This is a genomic window from Sphingomonas sp. GW821-FHT02B09 (genome assembly GCF_059421875.1).
Genome location: NZ_JBWKVV010000001.1, coordinates 1517050 through 1534321 on the forward strand (window position 1 = coordinate 1517050; position 17272 = coordinate 1534321).

General features: G+C 67.7%; 16 protein-coding genes. 6 read left to right on the top strand and 10 right to left on the bottom strand.

Translation table 11 applies throughout. From position 1 onward, the window contains the following. Window positions 1-38: 38 nt before the first annotated feature. Both lptF and lptG read left to right on the top strand, forming a co-directional pair. Complete coding sequence (lptF, locus tag AC07U4_RS07020) at window positions 39-1235, top strand: LPS export ABC transporter permease LptF (protein WP_171009336.1); 1197 nt, start codon at window positions 39-41, stop codon at window positions 1233-1235. Continuing rightward, on the top strand, window positions 1232-2323 hold the full coding sequence (lptG, locus tag AC07U4_RS07025) for an LPS export ABC transporter permease LptG (protein WP_495194885.1): 1092 nt from the start codon (window positions 1232-1234) through the stop codon (window positions 2321-2323). Before lptF ends, lptG begins: the two co-directional genes overlap by 4 nt. Window positions 2324-2586: 263 nt before the next feature. On the opposite strand, the gene AC07U4_RS07030 is transcribed toward lptG, so the two are convergent. Together AC07U4_RS07030 and AC07U4_RS07035 are read right to left on the bottom strand one after the other, a co-directional pair. Next, window positions 2587-3123, bottom strand: coding sequence for a hypothetical protein (locus AC07U4_RS07030; RefSeq protein ID WP_495194886.1), 537 nt, complete (start codon window positions 3121-3123; stop codon window positions 2587-2589). A 55-nt stretch (window positions 3124-3178) separates the two neighbouring features. Beyond that, the gene (locus AC07U4_RS07035) at window positions 3179-4270 is read right to left on the bottom strand and encodes a fatty acid desaturase family protein (RefSeq protein ID WP_495194887.1); all 1092 of its coding nucleotides are present in this window, start codon (window positions 4268-4270) and stop codon (window positions 3179-3181) included. A 155-nt stretch (window positions 4271-4425) separates the two neighbouring features. Here AC07U4_RS07035 and AC07U4_RS07040 point away from each other — a divergent pair, with 155 nt between their 5' ends. Further along, the gene (locus tag AC07U4_RS07040) at window positions 4426-5577 is read left to right on the top strand and encodes an N-acetyltransferase (RefSeq protein ID WP_495180552.1); all 1152 of its coding nucleotides are present in this window, start codon (window positions 4426-4428) and stop codon (window positions 5575-5577) included. 46 nt (window positions 5578-5623) lie between these two features. Here the strand turns inward: AC07U4_RS07040 and AC07U4_RS07045 are convergent, their stop codons facing one another. From AC07U4_RS07045 to AC07U4_RS07075, 7 genes are all read right to left on the bottom strand, one after another. Next, window positions 5624-5977, bottom strand: coding sequence for a HesB/IscA family protein (locus AC07U4_RS07045; RefSeq protein ID WP_038661475.1), 354 nt, complete (start codon window positions 5975-5977; stop codon window positions 5624-5626). Next, window positions 5977-6435: an SUF system Fe-S cluster assembly protein gene (locus AC07U4_RS07050; protein WP_495180551.1), complete on the bottom strand. Its 459-nt coding sequence runs from the start codon at window positions 6433-6435 to the stop codon at window positions 5977-5979. The genes AC07U4_RS07045 and AC07U4_RS07050 overlap by 1 nt, the downstream gene beginning before the upstream one ends. Continuing rightward, window positions 6432-7634, bottom strand: coding sequence for an aminotransferase class V-fold PLP-dependent enzyme (locus tag AC07U4_RS07055; protein WP_495194888.1), 1203 nt, complete (start codon window positions 7632-7634; stop codon window positions 6432-6434). Before AC07U4_RS07055 ends, AC07U4_RS07050 begins: the two co-directional genes overlap by 4 nt. After that, window positions 7631-8704, bottom strand: a complete 1074-nt coding sequence (locus AC07U4_RS07060) for a SufB/SufD family protein (RefSeq protein ID WP_495194889.1) — start codon at window positions 8702-8704, stop codon at window positions 7631-7633. Before AC07U4_RS07060 ends, AC07U4_RS07055 begins: the two co-directional genes overlap by 4 nt. A gap of 307 nt (window positions 8705-9011) precedes the next feature. Then, on the bottom strand, window positions 9012-9755 hold the full coding sequence (gene sufC, locus AC07U4_RS07065; RefSeq protein WP_495194890.1) for a Fe-S cluster assembly ATPase SufC: 744 nt from the start codon (window positions 9753-9755) through the stop codon (window positions 9012-9014). A 71-nt stretch (window positions 9756-9826) separates the two neighbouring features. Beyond that, a complete protein-coding gene (sufB, locus tag AC07U4_RS07070) occupies window positions 9827-11311 on the bottom strand; it encodes a Fe-S cluster assembly protein SufB (protein WP_038661488.1) in 1485 nt (494 codons plus the stop codon). Window positions 11312-11313: 2 nt separating this feature from the next. Continuing rightward, the gene (locus AC07U4_RS07075; RefSeq protein WP_052075566.1) at window positions 11314-11763 is read right to left on the bottom strand and encodes an SUF system Fe-S cluster assembly regulator; all 450 of its coding nucleotides are present in this window, start codon (window positions 11761-11763) and stop codon (window positions 11314-11316) included. 323 nt (window positions 11764-12086) lie between these two features. Here AC07U4_RS07075 and AC07U4_RS07080 point away from each other — a divergent pair, with 323 nt between their 5' ends. Genes AC07U4_RS07080 through AC07U4_RS07090 form a run of 3 tightly spaced genes read left to right on the top strand, consistent with a single transcriptional unit; the run spans window position 12087 to window position 16715 of the window. Beyond that, entirely contained in the window at window positions 12087-13112 is a 1026-nt protein-coding gene (locus AC07U4_RS07080) for a quinone-dependent dihydroorotate dehydrogenase (protein ID WP_245640880.1), read from the top strand. 40 nt (window positions 13113-13152) lie between these two features. After that, window positions 13153-14886 carry a gamma-glutamyltransferase gene (ggt, locus tag AC07U4_RS07085; RefSeq protein ID WP_495194891.1) on the top strand — a complete coding sequence of 578 codons (1734 nt, stop codon included), beginning with the start codon at window positions 13153-13155 and terminating at the stop codon, window positions 14884-14886. A 41-nt stretch (window positions 14887-14927) separates the two neighbouring features. Next, window positions 14928-16715 (top strand): AMP-dependent synthetase/ligase, encoded by a 1788-nt coding sequence (locus AC07U4_RS07090; RefSeq protein ID WP_495195026.1) that lies wholly within the window; start codon window positions 14928-14930, stop codon window positions 16713-16715. Between the two features lie 151 nt (window positions 16716-16866). Here the strand turns inward: AC07U4_RS07090 and AC07U4_RS07095 are convergent, their stop codons facing one another. Beyond that, window positions 16867-17217 (bottom strand): endonuclease domain-containing protein, encoded by a 351-nt coding sequence (locus AC07U4_RS07095; protein WP_495194892.1) that lies wholly within the window; start codon window positions 17215-17217, stop codon window positions 16867-16869. Between the last annotated feature and the right edge of the window lie 55 nt (window positions 17218-17272).

Consider the following 17272-nt stretch of genomic DNA (forward strand, 5'->3'; position numbering starts at 1 on the left):
ACCGGCCGCTCCCCGCCCCGGCCCGAGCCCCTGACCGCATGACCTCCCTCGACCGCTACATGGCCCGGCTGATCGCGTTGCCGCTATTCTCGACGCTGACCATCGCCGCCATGCTGCTGGTGCTCGACCGTATCCAGCGCCTGTTCGTCTTCGTCGCCACCGAGGGTGGGCCGGTCAGCGTCGTGTGGCGGATGCTCGCCAATCTGCTGCCCGAATATCTCGGCCTCGGTATCCCGATCGGTCTGCTGCTCGGCATCCTGCTCGCCTTCCGCCGCCTCGCCGCCAATTCGGAGCTCGACGTGCTGCGCGCCGTGGGGGTCAGCTATACGCGGATGCTGCGCGTGCCGTTCATGTACGCGCTGATCCTCGCGGCGCTCAACATCGCGATCGTCGGCTTCGTCCAGCCAAAGGCGCGCTATTATTACGAGCAGTTGCGCTTCGAGCTGCGCACCGGCGCGCTGGGCGCGTCGATCAAGGTCGGCGAGTTCACCCATTTCGGCGACCGCATGACGCTGCGCATCGAGCAGAGCCATGACAAGGGCCGCAAGCTCGACGGCATCTTCGTATATTACAACGACAAGGGCACCAGCTATTCGGTCACCGCCCAGTCGGGCCAGTTCCTCGCCACCGACGATCCCAACACGATCATCTTCCGCCTGACCAAGGGCACTTTGGTGCACAAGGCGCCCAATTTCACCGTGCCGCGGGTGCTGACCTTCACCTCGCACGATCTGCCGATCCCGCTGCCGCGCTACGAGAATTTCCGCCAGCGCGGCGGCCGCAACCTCGAATTCACCTTGCCCGAGCTCGCAAAGCTCGGCCATCGCGCGCAGAGCGAGGAGCAGCGCGACAGCAGCCGCTCCGAATTCCACTTCCGTCTGGTCGAGGTGGCGACGATGTTCCTGTTGCCGCTGCTCGCAATCGCGCTCGGCGTGCCGCCCAAACGCTCCAATTCGGGCTTCGGCGTGTTCCTCGCGATCGTGATGATCGTCGCCTATCACAAGGTGAACGAATATGCCGCCTCGATCGGCGAGCTCGGCCGGATCGATCCGCTGATCGCGCTCTGGGTCCCCTTCTGCATCTTCGCCGGGATCATCCTCTGGATGTATTATCAGATCGCCTATGTCCCCGGCGGGCAACCGATCGGCGCGCTCGAACGCGCCTTCTCGAAGCTCGCCAAGCTCGTCACCCGCTATCTGCCCGGCCGCGGCCGCAAGAAGGAGCAGGCGGCATGAGCAGCTTCTTCCCGTCGCGCACCGTCGCGATCTACATGGGGCGGATGTTCCTGGTGCGCACCTTCGGGTTGCTCGCCGCGCTGTTGCTGATCCTGCAGACGCTCGACCTGCTCAGCGAATCGGGCCAGATCCTCGCCCATCCCGGCAATACGCAGGAACAGGTGTGGCAATATGTCGGACTGCGCGCGCCGCAGATCGCCGCCTTCCTGCTGCCCTTCTCGGTCCTGCTCGGCACCATCCTGACGCTCATCACGATGAACCAGAACAGCGAGGTCATCGCGTTGAAGGCCGGCGGCCTGTCGGCGCATCAGGTGCTGGCGCCGCTGCTTGTCGCCAGCCTCGGCGTCGCCGGGCTCAGCTTCGCGTTCAATGAACGGATCGTCAGCCGCGCCACCGCGACGCTCGACCAGTGGAAGGACGCCGATTACGGCGCGCTGCCGATCGACCGCGGCGACCGGACCAATGTCTGGGTGCGCGACGGCGACGACCTGATCGCGGTGCAGCAGGTGCGCGGGCGCGGCGAGCAGGTGCGGCTCGGCAACGTCACCGTCTACGACCGCACCGGCGGCGAGCTGGTCGCGATCATCAAGGCGCCGATCGGCCGCCATGCCGGCAACGGCTGGGCGATCAGCCCGGCGACGCGCTTCGACGTCGCCACCGGCAAATTGAGCAACCTCGGCACGGTCAAGGTCGCGCCGGGCGTCCGCCCCGACCAGTTCACTCTGGGTGCGGTCAATCCCGACGGGCTCGACTTCGCCGCGCTCCACGCCGCGATCGGCGACCTGCGCGACGCCGGCCGGCCGACCAAGTCGCTCGAAGGCACGCTCTGGCACAAATTCTCCAGCCCGCTGTCAGCGGTGCTGATGCCGCTGCTCGGCGCGGTCGCGGCGTTCGGCATCGCGCGGTCGGGGCAATTGTTCGTGCGTGCGGTTATCGGCATGGCGCTGGGCTTCGCCTATTTCGTCGCCGACAATTTCGCACTCGCAATGGGCAATCTCGGCGCCTACCCGCCCTTCCTCGCCGCCTGGGCGCCGTTCCTGCTGTTCCTGCTGATCGGCGAAGCGGTCCTGATCCGCACCGAGGAATAGGACGGCTGAAAGAAGCTGCTCCGCCCCCCCAACCGTTCGCCCTGAGCCTGTCGAAGGGCAGGTGAGTCTCAGGGTGCTTCGACAGGCTCAGCACCAACGGGGTGATGTTATCGATTCACGCGGAGGCGCGGAGGCGCGGAAAGGTATCGTGTGGGGCGGCCGTGGTCCTGTAACTGCGAGACCTTGGTAGGAAGAGCCGCTGACACGGCGAACGCAACACCTCCGCGCCTCTGCGCGAACCAACCTTCTTCCGTCCGACCACCTTACGGCACCGACAAAGGCCCCTCGAGCACCGCCGGCATCCGCGACACCAGAGCACCCGCCAGCTTCGCACCGACGACCGCCGGCGCGTTCGCCTGCGTGCCGCCGACCTGCGCGGTCACCGCACTGCCCGTCCACAAGGTCCGCCCGTCGCGCCAGACGGTGAGCGTGATCGTCATCCGCGTCACGATCAGCGCGCGCAGATCCTGCTTCTGCGTCGGCAGCGCGAGTTGCACGCCCCCGCCCCAATTGGCGACGCTGGCGGCAGGCGCCTTGGTTCCGGAAGGCGCCCCGACCAGACCGCGCTGCTCATGGTCGATCGCGACCCGGGCACGATAGCGGCTCGGACCGGTCGCCGGCAGGACGAGATAATTGGCGGAATTGAAGGCATCGCCGACCGCATCGGCGATCGCAGGAATCTCGGGTCCATCGGTCTTGCCGTCATCGACGACGGTGAGAGTGACCGTCCCCGGCGGCAGGGTATCGGCGGCGACCGCCGGAACGGCCAGCAGGGCTACGATGCCGGACCAAATGATCATCTTCCGACCCCCACCTTCGGCAACCGTCCTGCCCTATTATAGCGCAATCCTCTGGTTACCGAGGATGGAACGTGCTCCGCACGATCTTGTTCACCAATCCCGGCAGACCGGCATAGCTCGCCTTGTGATAGGGCGACCCCTGCTCGACCGCCGCGGTGATCCGGCGATGCGCCTCGCCGAGCGCGTGATACGGCAGGCTCGGCAGCAGATGGTGGAGCGCGTGATAGCGCAGGCCGACCGGTGCCCACAGTGCCGGCAACAGCGCCGGCGGCGGCACGTTGACCGAATCGAGATATTGCGCGGTCACCGACATCGGCTCGCCGTCATTCTCCCAGAGATGCGCGACGAGGGTACGGACCTGATTGACCACCGCGACGCCCGACCCGATCGCCAGCGCGATTGCGACGCTGCGCAGCGGGAAGACCCCCGTCGCGGTCAGCACCACGACCGCGATCGCCCACAGGCTCGCCGCAGTCTCGACCCGATCCCACATCGTCCGCGCCTCGCCTTCCGGGGCGCGACGGCGGAACGACGGATTGATCGCCAGCGCCGAATAGCGCTCCATCACGATCGTGCGGAACTTGGGCGACAGCAGCGACAGCGGCGACAGGATCGCATAACGGATCAGCAGCCCGAGCGGCGCCAGTGCGGAGATCACCACGAACGCCGGCAGCGTCCACGGCTTCATCAGCGCGAGCGGCAGATATTCCGGGTCCTCCGACGTGCCGTAACGCGTCTTCGCATGGTGGAGGTTGTGCACGCCCTCGTACATGAAGCTCGGCACCAGCATCGGCACGCCGACCAGCGCATTCCAAGCACCGCGGAAGCGGGGCACGGCACTATGCTTCATGTGACTGATTTCGTGGATAAAACTAAGCGCGCGATACAGCGCCAGCGCCGACACGACGGCAGCGAGCACCACCCAGCCGGTCTCCCGGACGGTCACCGCAGCAGCCAGCGCGCCATAGCCGACCGCCACCGACCCGATCAGGTCGGCCCAATAGACGCCGGGGCGTGGCGCGATCAGGTCGCGCGTCGCCTCCGCCGCCGCACGCAGCATCGCCTTGTCGTCGGCGATCCGCACGCGCGGCGCGCGTCCGGCCGGCTCGGCGACGGGGGCGCGGGATAGGGTCAGCGAGCGTTCCATGGCTTGGTCCATTGCGTGAAGATAGTGGCGATAGCGTGGCATTTACAGGCGCCCCGGTCGCTGCGGCGCCGCAACATATCGATCACTGATGACGGAAACGTCACTCGCCTTGCCGCGCCGCCGTGCTAGATCGCGGGCCAAAATGGGAGGCCCGAATGAGCGACCTGACGATCACCCCCGTCACCACCAAGAGCGAACGCAAGGCGTTCGTCGACCTGCCGTTCCGGCTGTACAAGGACGATGCCGCCTGGGTCCCGCCGCTGAAGGGCGAGGCGCTGGGCCTGATCACGCCGGAAAAGAACGGCTGGTACAGCCACGCCAAGGTGCAGTTGTTCCTCGCCCGCGAGAACGGTAGGGTGGTCGGGCGTATCTCGGCGCATATCGACACGCTGGCGCTGACGATGCCGGCCGAACAGGGATTCGGTCCCGGTGTCGGTCAATGGGGGTCGATGGAAGCCGAGCGCGAGGACGTGTTCGTCGCGCTCCTCGCCAAGGCGGAGGGCTGGCTGCGCGAGCAGGGCATGACCCGCGCCCTCGGTCCGATCTCGCAATCGGTGTGGGAGGAGCCGGGGCTGCTCGTGCAGGGCTTCGATCATTCGCCGACGATCATGATGGGCCACGCCAAGCCGGAATATCAGGGCTGGATCGAGCGTGCGGGCTACCAGCAGGTCAAGCAGCTCTTCACCTACGAGCTCGACATTACCCAGGAATTTCCGCCGATCGTCAAACGGATCATCCGCTCCGGCGAGAACAACCCGCGCATCGTCGTGCGCGAGGTCGACAAGCGCAAGTTCGAGGAGGAGGCGGCGATCATCCTGTCGATCCTCAACGATGCGTGGAGCGACAATTGGGGCTTCGTCCCCCTCACCCCGCCCGAGATCAAGGACGTCGGCGTCAAGCTCAAGCCGATCGTGTTCAACGACCTGATCCGCATTGCCGAACTCGACGGCAAGCCGGTCGCATTCATGATTACGCTTCCGGACCTGAACGAGCCGCTGAAGCCGCTCAACGGCTCGCTGCTGCCGTTCGGCTGGGCCAAGCTGCTGCTGTGGCTGCGCAAGCCCAAGGTACGGACGATGCGCGTGCCGCTAATGGGCGTCGTCAAGGAATTGCAGGCGTCGCGGATGGCGAGCCAGCTCGCCTTCATGATGATCGAATATATCCGCGTCGCCTCGGTCCAGCATTACGGCGCGAGCCGCGGCGAGATCGGCTGGATCCTCGACGACAATCAGGGCATGCGCTCGATCGCCGAGACGATCGATAGCCGCGTCAACAAGGTCTACAACATCTACGGGCGGGACCTTTAGACCCGGCGGGCTCCTCCCCCACCGCACGAGGGAGGAGCCGATCGGGTCAGACCGTGAAGCTTTCCCCGCAACCGCATGCGCCCTTGGCATTGGGGTTGTTGAACACGAAGCCGGCGGTGAAATCGTCCTCGACCCAGTCCATCGTCGACCCGACGAGATACAGGATCGAGCCGCCGTCGACGAACAAAGTGCCGCCGGGCGTCTCGATCCGCTCGTCGAACGGCTTGGCCTCGGTGACGTAATCGACCGAATAGGCGAGCCCCGAACAGCCGCGGCGCGGCGTCGAGAGCTTAACGCCGATCGCGCCGTCCGGCGCGCGCGCCATCAGGTCGGCGATGCGCGCGTCGGCATTGGCGGTCAGGATCAGCGGCGCCGGCCGCTGGCGCAGGGTCGTGGCCATCACAGCATCCCCAGTTCGAGCTTGGCGTCGTCCGACATCTTCTGCGGGTCCCAGGGCGGATCCCATACGAGATTGACGTCGGCGAAGGCGATCCCCGGCACCGCGGCAACGCGCATCTCGACCTCGGCGGGCATCGATTCGGCGACCGGGCAATGCGGCGTGGTGAGCGTCATCGTCACCACCGCCTGACCGTTGTCCGCGACCTCGACGCCGTAGATCAGCCCGAGATCGTAGATGTTCACCGGAATCTCGGGATCGTAGATCTCCTTGAGCGCGTCGATCACTGCCTCGTACAGCGCGCCGCCGGGCTCGCCCGGCGCATCGCCCTGCGGCTGCTGCTGGAGAAAGCCGGTCAGATAGTCGCGTTCGCGCGGCGCGCTGTCCGCCACGTCCTCGACGCGCGCGCGCGGCGCCGGCGTCACCGCGTCCACTTCCTCGATACGGATCGCATCGCTCACCCGAATATCCTCGTCACTCGTTCGACGCCCTTGACCAGCGCCTCGATGTCCTGCGGACCGTTATAGACCGCGAAGCTCGCCCGCGCGGTCGCGTCGACGCCCAGCACCTCCATCAGCGGCTGCGCGCAATGATGGCCGGCGCGGATTGCCACCCGGCCTTCGTCCAAGATGGTGCCGACGTCGTGCGGATGCACCCCCTCGACCGCGAAACTGACGATGCCGGCGCTGTCCTCCGGCCCGAACAGGCGGACCGAGTTGAGCGACGCCAGCGCCGCGCGTGCGTCGCGGACCAGAGCGGTTTCGTGCGCATGGATGCGGTCGAGCCCGATCCCCTCGACATAATCGATCGCCGCGGCAAGGCCGAGCGCGCCGACGATATGCGGCGTCCCCGCCTCGAACCGGCCCGGCGGCGGCGCATAGGTCGTCTTCGCGAAAGTGACGCGGTCGATCATCGAGCCGCCACCCTGATAGGGCGGCATCTGCGACAAGAGCGCGCCGCGACCCCACAACACGCCGATCCCGGTCGGACCGTACAGCTTGTGACCGGAGAAAACGTAGAAATCGCAACCGATCGCCGCGACGTCCACCGCGATCCGCGGCACCGCCTGACAGCCGTCGAGCAGGATCTTCGAGCCGACGCCATGCGCCAGATCGGTCGCGCGCTTCGCGTCGAGCACCGAGCCGAGCACGTTCGAGACGTGCGCAAGCGCGACCAGTTTGTGCTGCGGCGTGAGGATCCGCTCCATCGCATCGAGATCGATGCGATGATCCGCGGTCAGCGGCAGCACGTCGATCGCCGCGCCGACGCGCTCGGCGGCCATCTGCCAAGGCACGATATTGCTGTGATGCTCCAGCATCGACAGCAGGATGCGGTCGCCCGCCTTGAGCTGCGTCGCCGCCCAGCATTGCGCGACGAGATTGATCCCCTCGGTCGCGCCGCGGACGAAGACGATCTCATCGGACGTCGTCGCGCCGATGAAGCGTGCGACCTTGGCGCGCGCCGCCTCATAGGCGACGGTCATGTCGGCCGAGCGCTGGTAGACGCCGCGATGCACCGTCGCATAGGTCTCGCCATAGGCCCGCGCGATCGCGTCGATCACGACCTGCGGCTTCTGCGCGGTGGCCGCCGTGTCGAGATAGGCCCATCCCGCCGGGATCGCCGGAAAGTCGGCGACGCGGTCGAGGGGGGATTCGCTCACAGCGTCTGCTCCAGCCACGCGTCGGCATCCGCGGCGAACGTGTCGCGCACCGTCTCATCGGCGATCCGATCGAGCGCATCCGCCACGAACGCGCGCGTCAACAGCGCCTTGGCGCGGGGCGCGGGAATGCCGCGGCTCTGCATGTAGAAGAGCGCGCGCGCGTCGAGTTCGCCGACCGTCGCGCCGTGCGCGCATTTCACGTCGTCGGCGAAAATCTCAAGTTCGGGCTTGAGGTTGACCGTCGCGGTGCGCTGGAGGAGCAGACCGCGCAGGCTCTGTTCGCCGTCGGTCTTCTGCGCGTCGCGCGCCACCTCGACCGCGGCGGCGAGGCTCACCGTCGAGCGATCCGCCGCAACCGCGCGCCAGAGCTGGTGCGACTGGCCGTTGGGCTTGGCGTGGCGGACGCGCACCGCGCATTCCTGCCGCTGGTCGTCGCGCGTCAGCAGCGCGCCGCCAAGCTCGGCATAGGCGCCGTCGCCATTCAGCGTCAGCGCCGCGTCGAGCCGCGTCCCCGCCGCGGTGGCGCCGAGTGCGACCGAGACGAAGCTGGCGGCCTCGGCGATCGTCACCTCGTCGCGGGTCGAGACGAAGCCGGCGTCCTGCACGATGCGCACCGCGCGCATCACCCGCGCGCCCTGTCCCAGCTCGAACCGGGTCAGCGTGTTGGTCCAGCCGGCCCCGGTGAAACTCTCGACCAGCGTCAGCACGGCATCCTCGCCGAGCGTGATGACGAGCGGCGTCTGGCAGTCCCCGCCGGCGTTGACGCGGGCGATCTCGATCGTGGTGACGGTGCGCGGCGCGAGCGTGATCCGGTGACCGTCGCCCGCAGCATGGCGGGCAAGCGGGTGATCGCTGGCAAGGGCTTCCGGGACGATGGCGAGGTCGCCGGGACGGCTGACATCGGTATCGAGATCGCCGTCGACGAACACCAGTCGCGCCGCGTCGGGCAGGATCGCGTCTGGCACCGACGCCGACTGCGGCGTCAGCGCGCGGGCGGCTTGCAGCGCGGGCATGTCGGCCCAGCGGAACGCTTCCTCGCGCGTGGTGGGCAATTCGAGAACGGCGGTCATGCGGCGGCTCGCTGAATGGTGTCACGCGAAGGCGCGAAGACGCGAAGAGAAGAAAGGTTTTTTGCGCGCAGAGGCGCAGAGGCGCGGAGAAGAAGAGAAGAAGACGCGACGCCGCCTGCAGCGCGAGCCTTCTTGCGCGTCAGCACAATATCAAAATCGTTGGGGATGATCGATGGGAGCACGCCTCCGGCGACGCGCTCTCCGCGCCTCCGCGCCTCTGCGCGAACAAAAACCATATCGAGGGCACCCGACGGCATGCCAAGCGACGAGCCCCCTTCGCGCCTTCGCGCCTTCGCGTGAACGAGAATCACGCCGTTACCCCCGCATAGCCCTCACGCTCCAGCTCGTGTGCGAGGTCAGCATCACCGGTGCGGACGATACGCCCGTCCGCGAGCACATGGACGACGTCGGGCCGCACGTAGTCGAGCAGCCGCTGGTAATGGGTGATCAGCAGCACCGCCTTGTCGGGCGCGCGCATGATGCGGTTGATGCCGTCGCCGACGATGCGCAGCGCGTCGATGTCGAGGCCGCTGTCGGTCTCGTCGAGGATCGCGAACTTGGGGTTGACGACGCCCATCTGCACCATCTCGTTGCGCTTCTTCTCGCCGCCGGAGAAACCGACGTTGACCGGCCGCTTGAGCATTTCGGCATCCATGTCGAGCTTGCGCGCCTCCTCTCGCGCGAGCTTGAGGAACTCCGCCCCGGACAGCGGCTTCTCACCGCGCACGCCGCGCTGCGCGTTAAGCGCCTCGCGCAGGAACTGGACGTTGCTGACGCCGGGGATCTCGACCGGATATTGGAAGCCGAGGAACACGCCCGCCGCAGCGCGCTCGTTGGGAGCAAGCTCCAGCAGGTCCTGCCCGTCGAAGGTGATCGACCCCTCGGTCACCTCATACCCAGGACGCCCGCCGAGGACATAGCCGAGCGTCGATTTGCCCGCACCGTTCGGCCCCATGATCGCATGGATCTCGCCGGCGTTCACCGCGAGGGTGAGCCCCTTGAGGATCGGCTTGCCGTCGATCTCGGCGTGCAGGTTTTCAATCTTGAGCATTGATCTGATCTTCTTCCTTTGGGGGTGGGGGGAGTCTCACCGAGACCGTCACCCGCATCCCCCACCCAATCTTACCCTACCGAGCCTTCGAGGCTGATCCCGAGCAGCTTTTGCGCCTCGACGGCGAATTCCATCGGCAATTGCTGCAGCACCTCGCGCGCGAAGCCGTTGACGATCAGCGCCACCGCCGCCTCCTGATCGAGACCACGGCTCATCGCGTAGAAGAGCTGGTCCTCGCTGATCTTCGAGGTCGTCGCCTCATGCTCGATCTGCGCCGAGGGGTTCTTCACCTCGATGTACGGCACGGTATGCGCCCCGCATTGGTCGCCGAGCAGCAGCGAATCGCATTGCGTGAAGTTGCGGACGTTCTCCGCGGTCGGCCCGACCCGGACCAGCCCGCGATAGGTATTGTCCGACCGCCCCGCCGAAATCCCCTTCGACACGATCGTCGAGCGCGATCCCTTGCCGAGGTGGATCATCTTGGTGCCGGTATCGGCCTGCTGGCGGTTGTTGGTCACCGCGACCGAATAGAATTCGCCGACGCTGTTCTCGCCGGCGAGCACGCAGCTCGGATATTTCCAGGTGATCGCCGATCCGGTCTCGACCTGCGTCCACGACACCTTGCTGTTCCGGCCCTGACACAGCGCGCGCTTGGTGACGAAATTGTAGATGCCGCCGACGCCATTCTCGTCGCCGGGATACCAGTTCTGCACGGTCGAATATTTGATCTCGGCATCGTCGAGCGCGACCAGTTCCACCACTGCGGCATGGAGCTGGTTCTCGTCGCGCATCGGCGCAGTGCAGCCTTCGAGATAGGAGACGTAGCTACCCTTGTCGGCGACGATCAGCGTCCGCTCGAACTGGCCGGTATTCTCGGCATTGATGCGGAAATAGGTCGACAGCTCCATCGGGCAGCGCACGCCTTCCGGGATGTAGACGAACGTACCGTCGGAGAAGACCGCCGAGTTGAGTGTCGCGAAATAATTGTCGCGCTGCGGCACGACCTTGCCCAGCCATTTGCGGACGAGATCGGGATATTCGCGGATCGCCTCGCTGATCGAGCGGAAGATGACCCCCGCAGCCTCCAGCTCCTTGCGGAAGGTGGTGGCGACCGAGACGCTGTCGAACACTGCATCCACCGCGACGCGGCGCTTCGGATTGCCCTCCGCATCGAGGTCCTCGACCCCGGCGAGCATCTTCTGCTCGGCGATCGGAATGCCGAGCTTCTCGTAGACGCGCAGGATCTCGGGATCGACCTCGTCGAGCGAGCCGAGCTTGGGCTTCGCCTTGGGCTCGGCGTAATAATAAGCGTCCTGATAGTCGATCGGGGGCACGTTCAGCTTGGCCCAGTCGGGCGCCGCCATCGTCTGCCACAGGCGGAACGCCTTCAGCCGCCAGTCGAGCATCCATTCGGGCTCGTTCTTCTTGGCGCTGATGTAGCGAACCGTGTCCTCGCTCAGCCCCTTGGGCGCGAAGTCTTGTTCGATATCGGACGAAAAGCCCCATTCGTAGGTCTTGGAGACGGCCGCATAGGCCTCTGCGTTCTTGGTCGCCATGGTTACACCTGTTCGCTCAGCGGAGCGGGAATGGGATCGTGGATGGGAGCGCGCGAAAGCCGGGCGAGCGAGACGCCGGCAAGCGCGCCGCGGACCGCCTCGTTGACGATCCCCCAATGCGGCCGGACGAGGCAATTGCCCTCCAGCCCGCATTCGTGGCGACTGCCCTCCACGCAGGAGGTCATCTGGATCGGCCCCTCGACCGCCTCGACGATATCGGCGAGGCTGATCGCCGCGGCGGGCCGCGCGAGGCGGAAGCCGCCGCCGGTACCGCGCGCGCTCTCGATCAGGCCGGCGCTGGACAAACGGCTGACCAGCTTCTGCGCGGTCGGCAGCGGCACGCCGGTTTCCTCGGCGAGCAGCGTCGCGTTGAGTCGCGCCGCACCGCCGCAATGGCGCGCGGCGGCGGACATCATCACGACCGCATAATCGGCAAGGCTGGAAAGTCGCATCGGCTCCGGTCGGTTGTTGCGAGCGTTTCGCAAATCGGATCAATTCGATCCGATTGCGAGATAGGGTTTTGTGCGCTGCGGTCAAGCGGGGAAGGGCGATCAGTGTGAGTGGCGTTGTCATGGGTGATGGAGGACGCGGGCAGACGCCCCCTTACTCTTCGTCATCCCGGCGGAAGCCGGGACCCATGGACGCGCGACGCGGATGATAGCGAATCACCGCGGCTCCACCGCAACCATGGGTCCCGGCGTTCGCCGGGATGACGAAGGGGGAAGCGCGAGGCAGGACTTGAAGCGTCGGGGTCGGGGATGCGATGGGCCACCCCATGTCCTACGCCCTTCGCCCGCTGCTCTTCGCGCTTGATGCCGAGCGCGCCCATGCGCTGACGCTCAAGGCGCTGGCGGTGCGCGCCAAACTGCCCGCTCCCGCCGCCAAGCCGAATCCGCGCCTCGCCACCCGTATCGGCGACCTAGCCTTCGCCAACCCGCTCGGCGTCGCTGCGGGGCTCGACAAGGACGGGGTGGCGATCGAGGGTCTGTTCGGCCTCGGCTTCGGCGCGGTCGAGATCGGTACGCTCACCCCCCTGCCCCAATCGGGCAACCCGAAGCCGCGACTGTTCCGCCTCGTCGCCGACCGCGCGGTCATCAACCGCATGGGCTTCAACAACGGCGGGCTCGAAGGCGGCCTCGCCCGCGCGCGCGCTGCCCGGCGCGGTGCCGGCCGGCTCGGCATCAACGTCGGCGCCAACAAGGACGCGACCGACCGCGTCGCCGATTACGTCGCCGGCGTCTCCGCCGCCGCGCCGCTCGCCGATTACGTCACGATCAACGTCTCCTCGCCCAACACCCCCGGCCTGCGCGATCTCCAGCACGGCGCGGCACTCGACGAACTGCTCGCCGCCTGCACCGCGGCGCGCGCCACGACGCCGCTGTTCCTGAAGATCGCCCCCGATCTCGACGCCGCGGCGATCGACGGCATCGCCCGCGCCGCGATCGGCCACGGGCTCGACGCGATCATCATGGGCAACACGACGATCTCGCGCCCGCCGCTACGGTCGCCACAAGCGGGCGAGGCCGGCGGCCTGTCGGGTGCGCCGCTCGCGACGCTCGCCCGGCAGCGACTGGCCGACCTGCGCAGCGCCACCGGCGGCGGCATCGCGCTGATCGCCGCGGGCGGAATCGACAGCGGCGCCGAAGCCTATGCGCGCATCCGCGCCGGTGCGCGCCTCGTCCAGCTCTATTCGGCGCTCGTCTACGAAGGACCGGGACTCGCCCGCCATATCCTCGCCGAGCTCGACGCCTGCCTCGTCCGCGACGGTTTCGCCGATATCACCGCGGCGGCCACGGCGTAACGGCTTGCCCTCGGCGGGCCAGCCGTTAGGCTTTGCGGCGATGAAGATCGGACTCGCGCTCGCCCTTGCCGCCGTCAGTGCCCCGGCGCTGGCCAAGGCTCCGCCGCCCCAGGCCCCCGGCCGCCAGGCGCCCGGCATGGTCAGCGCCGCCGATCCGCGCGCCGCGGCGGCGGGGGTCGAGATCCTCAAGGCGGGCGGCAGCGCCACCGACGCCGCGATCGCGACGATGCTCGCGCTCAACGTCGTCGAGCCGCAGAGTTCCGGCATCGGCGGCGGCAGCTTCTGGGTCAGCCACGCCGCCAAGACCGGCAAGGTGACGACGATCGACGCGCGCGAGGCTGCCCCCGCCGCCGCGACGCCGCGCTGGTTCTACGACGCCGCCGGCAGGCCGCTGAGCCACGACGATGCGGTGCCGGGCGGGCGCAGCGTCGGCGTGCCGGGTGCGCTGCGCGGCATGGCGCTGGCGCACCGCCAGTCGGGCAAACTGCCCTGGGCGCGCTTGTTCGAACCGGCGATCCGGCTGGCGCGCGACGGCTTCCGCGTCAGCCCGCGCTTCCGCCATTCGGACGAATCCTACGGCGACCATCTCACGCCCGAGGCGCGCGCGGTTTTCACCGTCGGCGCCGACGGCATCCTGCGCAACCCGGCACAGGCGGCGCTGCTCGACCGGATCGCGCGGCAGGGTCCCGATAGTTTCTATGTCGGCCCGCAGGCGGCGAAGCTGGTCGCGACGGTCAACGGCGCCGCGCGCAACCCGTCGACGATGACGACCGGCGATCTGGCGACCTACGACGCCAAGCCGCGCCCCGAATTGTGCGTCCCCTATCGGACCTACCGGATCTGCGGGATGGGGCCGCCGTCGTCGGGCGGGATCACCGTGCTGATGATCCTCAAACAGCTCGAACGGTTCGACATGGCGAAACTAGGCAAGGACTCGCCCGTCGCCTGGCATCTGTTCGCCGAAAGCTCGCGCCTCGCTTATGCCGACCGCAACCTGTACGTCGGCGATCCCGATTACGTCCGCGTCCCGGTCAGGGGCCTGCTCGACCCCGCCTATATCGCGAAGCGCTCGGCGCTGATCGTGACCGACCGGACCATGGCGCGCGTCGCCGCCGGTACGCCGCCGGGCGCGCCGGCGCGCACCCCCGCGCCGGTCAGCGAGGTCGCCGGCACCACCGACCTCGCCGTCGCCGATCGCGCCGGCAACGTCGTCGAGGTGACGACGACGGTCGAGGGGCCGTTCGGCTCGGGGCTGGTCGTCGACGGCACCGTGCTCAACAACGAGCTGACCGACTTCGACATCGTGCCGGTGGATGCCGGCTATCTCGTCGCCAACCGCGTCGAGGGCGGCAAGCGGCCGCGCAGCTCGATGGCGCCGACGATCGTCTACGACGCCAGCGGCAAGGTCCGTCTGGCGGTCGGCGCGGCGGGCGGCTCGACGATCATCGCGCAGATCGCCAAGGCGCTGATCGGCGTGCTCGACTGGAATCTGTCGGCGCAGGAGGCGATCGCGCTCGGCCTTGTCTACGCCCCCGGCCCGGTCGCGACGCTGGAGACCGGCACTGGCGCCGCCGCGCTGCAACCCGCGCTCGCCGCGCTGGGCGAACGCACGCAGGTCGCGCCGCTCGGGCTCAAGGCCAATGCGATCGAATGGAAGCAGGGCCGCTGGGTCGGCGCCGCCGATCCGCGCAGCGAGGGCGTCGCGATCGGCGAGGACGGTAGCGTCAGCGACCCGACCCGCATGGCGCCGGTCGCCAACCGCCCTTCGGAATAAACGACGACGGCGGGCCGGCGAGCCCGGCCGCGACAGGAGAGATCATGGCCCTCGAGCGTTTTCCCAATCTCGTCACGATGTTCTTCGCGCGGGCGAAGGACCGCGGCGACGCACCCTTCCTCTGGGCGAAGCGCGACGGCCAATGGGTCGCGACGAGCTGGGCGGAGGCGGCACGCCAGGTCGCGAGCCTCGCCGCGGGTCTCAAGGCGATCGGCATGAAACCGGGCGACCGGGTGATGCTGGTCAGCGAGAACCGGCCGGAATGGTGCATCAGCGATCTCGCGATCATGGCGGCGGGCTGCATCACCGTGCCGGCCTATGTCACCAATACCGAGCGCGACCATGCCCATATCATCGCCGATTCGGGCGCATGCGGCATCATCGTGTCCACCGACAAGCTCGCGCGCACGGTGCTCACCGCGGTGCTGCGCTCCAACCAGGGCCAGATCGTCATCGGCATCGATCCGATGCGCGCGCCCTCGGCCGGCGTCGACTTCCACGACTGGCATGCGCTGATCGCCGACCATCCGACCGAGCCAACGGTGGCCGCGGCGGAAGCGACCTTCCAGCGCGGGGACCTCGCCTGCATCATCTACACCAGCGGCACCGGCGGTGCACCGCGCGGGGTGATGCAGCATCACGGCGCGATCCTGCACAATTGCAACGGCTGCGCGACGGTCATCGAAGAGGATTTCGGCGCGGGCGACGAGGTATTCCTGTCGTTCCTGCCGCTCAGCCACGCCTATGAACATACCGGCGGCCAGCATCTGCCGATCTCGCTCGGCGGCCAGATCTATTATGCCGAGGGGCTCGACAAGCTCGCCGCCAATATCGAGGAAGTGCGCCCGACGATCATGTTCGTCGTGCCGCGCCTGTTCGAGGTGCTGCGCACGCGGATCAGCAAGGCGATCGAGAAACAGGGCGGCATGTCCGCCTATCTGCTGGCGAAGGCGCTCGACGTCGGCGCGAAGGCGAATGCGGGCACGCTGCGCCTCGCCGACCGGCCCGCGCAACTGCTGGTCCGCACTCTGTTCAAGCCGAAGATCGCGAAGAAGTTCGGCGGACGGATGAAGGCGATGGTGTCGGGCGGCGCGCCGCTCAACCCGGAGATCGGGCTGTTCTTCCAGTCGCTCGGCGTCACCTTCCTGCAAGGCTATGGCCAGACCGAGGCGGCGCCGGTGATCTCGTGCAACCGGCCGAGCGCGAGGATCCGCATGGATTCGGTCGGCCCGCCGCTGATCGACACCGAGGTGCGCATCGCCGAGGACGGCGAGATCCTGGTGCGCGGCGAACTGGTGATGCACGGCTATTGGCGCAACGAGGCCGAGACGGCGCGCGTGCTCAAGGACGGCTGGCTGCACACCGGCGACATCGGCGAGATCGACGCCGCCGGCCGCATCGCGATCACCGATCGCAAGAAAGACCTTATCATCAACGACAAGGGCGACAATGTCGCGCCGCAGAAGGTCGAGGGGATGCTGACCCTCCAACCCGAGATCGTGCAGGCGATGATCGCCGGCGACCGGCGCCCCTATATGGTCGCGCTGATCGTCCCCGACCCCGAATGGACGCAGGAATGGTGCGCGGCCAACGGCACGCTCTGCAAGTTCGAGCGCCTCGCCGAGAACAGCGAATACCGCACCGCGATCGGCCATGCGGTGGAGCGAGTGAACAAGGATCTGTCGGTCACCGAACGCATCCGCCGCTTCGTGCTGGCCGACGCGCCGTTCACGATCGAGAACGAGCAACTGACGCCCAGCCTCAAGATCCGCCGCCACGTGATCCGCAAGGAATATGGCGACCGGCTGGACGCGCTGTATCGGGGGTGAGGTAGCCTCGCGAGGCTCCCGCCCTGTCCTCCCCCTCCGTCAGCGCTTCGCGCTGCCACCTCCCCCTGGCGGGGGAGGAATATGCAAATCCTCCCTCGCTTTAGCGGGGGAGGGGGACCGCCCGGCGTAGCCGGGTGGTGGAGGGGGCGTTTCAGCGGGCGGCCAACTCTGCGAGGATAAGCCGCATCACGGCGTCGAGGTCTTTCAACACATCCCGCGCCGGTATCCGCAGCGTCTTGATCCCCCGCTCCGCCAACCATGCGTCGCGGCGTGCATCACGTTCCGGCCGGTCGCCACGATCGTGCGCTTCACCATCGACCTCGATCACCAGCTTCGCCTTGGCGCAGTAAAAATCGAGCACGTAAGGATCAGCCGGAGCCTGTTTGCGGAACCGTACCGGCAGCCCACGCAGCTCCCGCCACAGCAGAACTTCGGGCAACGTCAACTGGCGACGGAGCGCCCTCGCCTGATCCCGATTCCGCTTTGAGCCGCCAAGCTCCACCCTATCCTCCCCCTCCACCAGCTACGCTGGTCCCCCTCCCCCTGGCGGGGGAGGA

What these genes read in the sequence shown, in the direction of transcription:
- AC07U4_RS07045 (WP_038661475.1), bottom strand. Translation starts at nt 5,977, where the DNA reads ATGGCCACGACCCTGCGCCAGCGGCCGGCGCCGCTGATCCTGACCGCC.
- AC07U4_RS07030 (WP_495194886.1), bottom strand. Translation starts at nt 3,123, where the DNA reads ATGATCATTTGGTCCGGCATCGTAGCCCTGCTGGCCGTTCCGGCGGTC.
- AC07U4_RS07060 (WP_495194889.1), bottom strand. Translation starts at nt 8,704, where the DNA reads ATGACCGCCGTTCTCGAATTGCCCACCACGCGCGAGGAAGCGTTCCGC.
- AC07U4_RS07040 (WP_495180552.1), top strand. Translation starts at nt 4,426, where the DNA reads ATGAGCGACCTGACGATCACCCCCGTCACCACCAAGAGCGAACGCAAG.
- AC07U4_RS07075 (WP_052075566.1), bottom strand. Translation starts at nt 11,763, where the DNA reads ATGCGACTTTCCAGCCTTGCCGATTATGCGGTCGTGATGATGTCCGCC.
- lptF (WP_171009336.1), top strand. Translation starts at nt 39, where the DNA reads ATGACCTCCCTCGACCGCTACATGGCCCGGCTGATCGCGTTGCCGCTA.
- AC07U4_RS07035 (WP_495194887.1), bottom strand. Translation starts at nt 4,270, where the DNA reads ATGGAACGCTCGCTGACCCTATCCCGCGCCCCCGTCGCCGAGCCGGCC.
- lptG (WP_495194885.1), top strand. Translation starts at nt 1,232, where the DNA reads ATGAGCAGCTTCTTCCCGTCGCGCACCGTCGCGATCTACATGGGGCGG.
- sufB (WP_038661488.1), bottom strand. Translation starts at nt 11,311, where the DNA reads ATGGCGACCAAGAACGCAGAGGCCTATGCGGCCGTCTCCAAGACCTAC.
- AC07U4_RS07080 (WP_245640880.1), top strand. Translation starts at nt 12,087, where the DNA reads ATGTCCTACGCCCTTCGCCCGCTGCTCTTCGCGCTTGATGCCGAGCGC.
- sufC (WP_495194890.1), bottom strand. Translation starts at nt 9,755, where the DNA reads ATGCTCAAGATTGAAAACCTGCACGCCGAGATCGACGGCAAGCCGATC.
- ggt (WP_495194891.1), top strand. Translation starts at nt 13,153, where the DNA reads ATGAAGATCGGACTCGCGCTCGCCCTTGCCGCCGTCAGTGCCCCGGCG.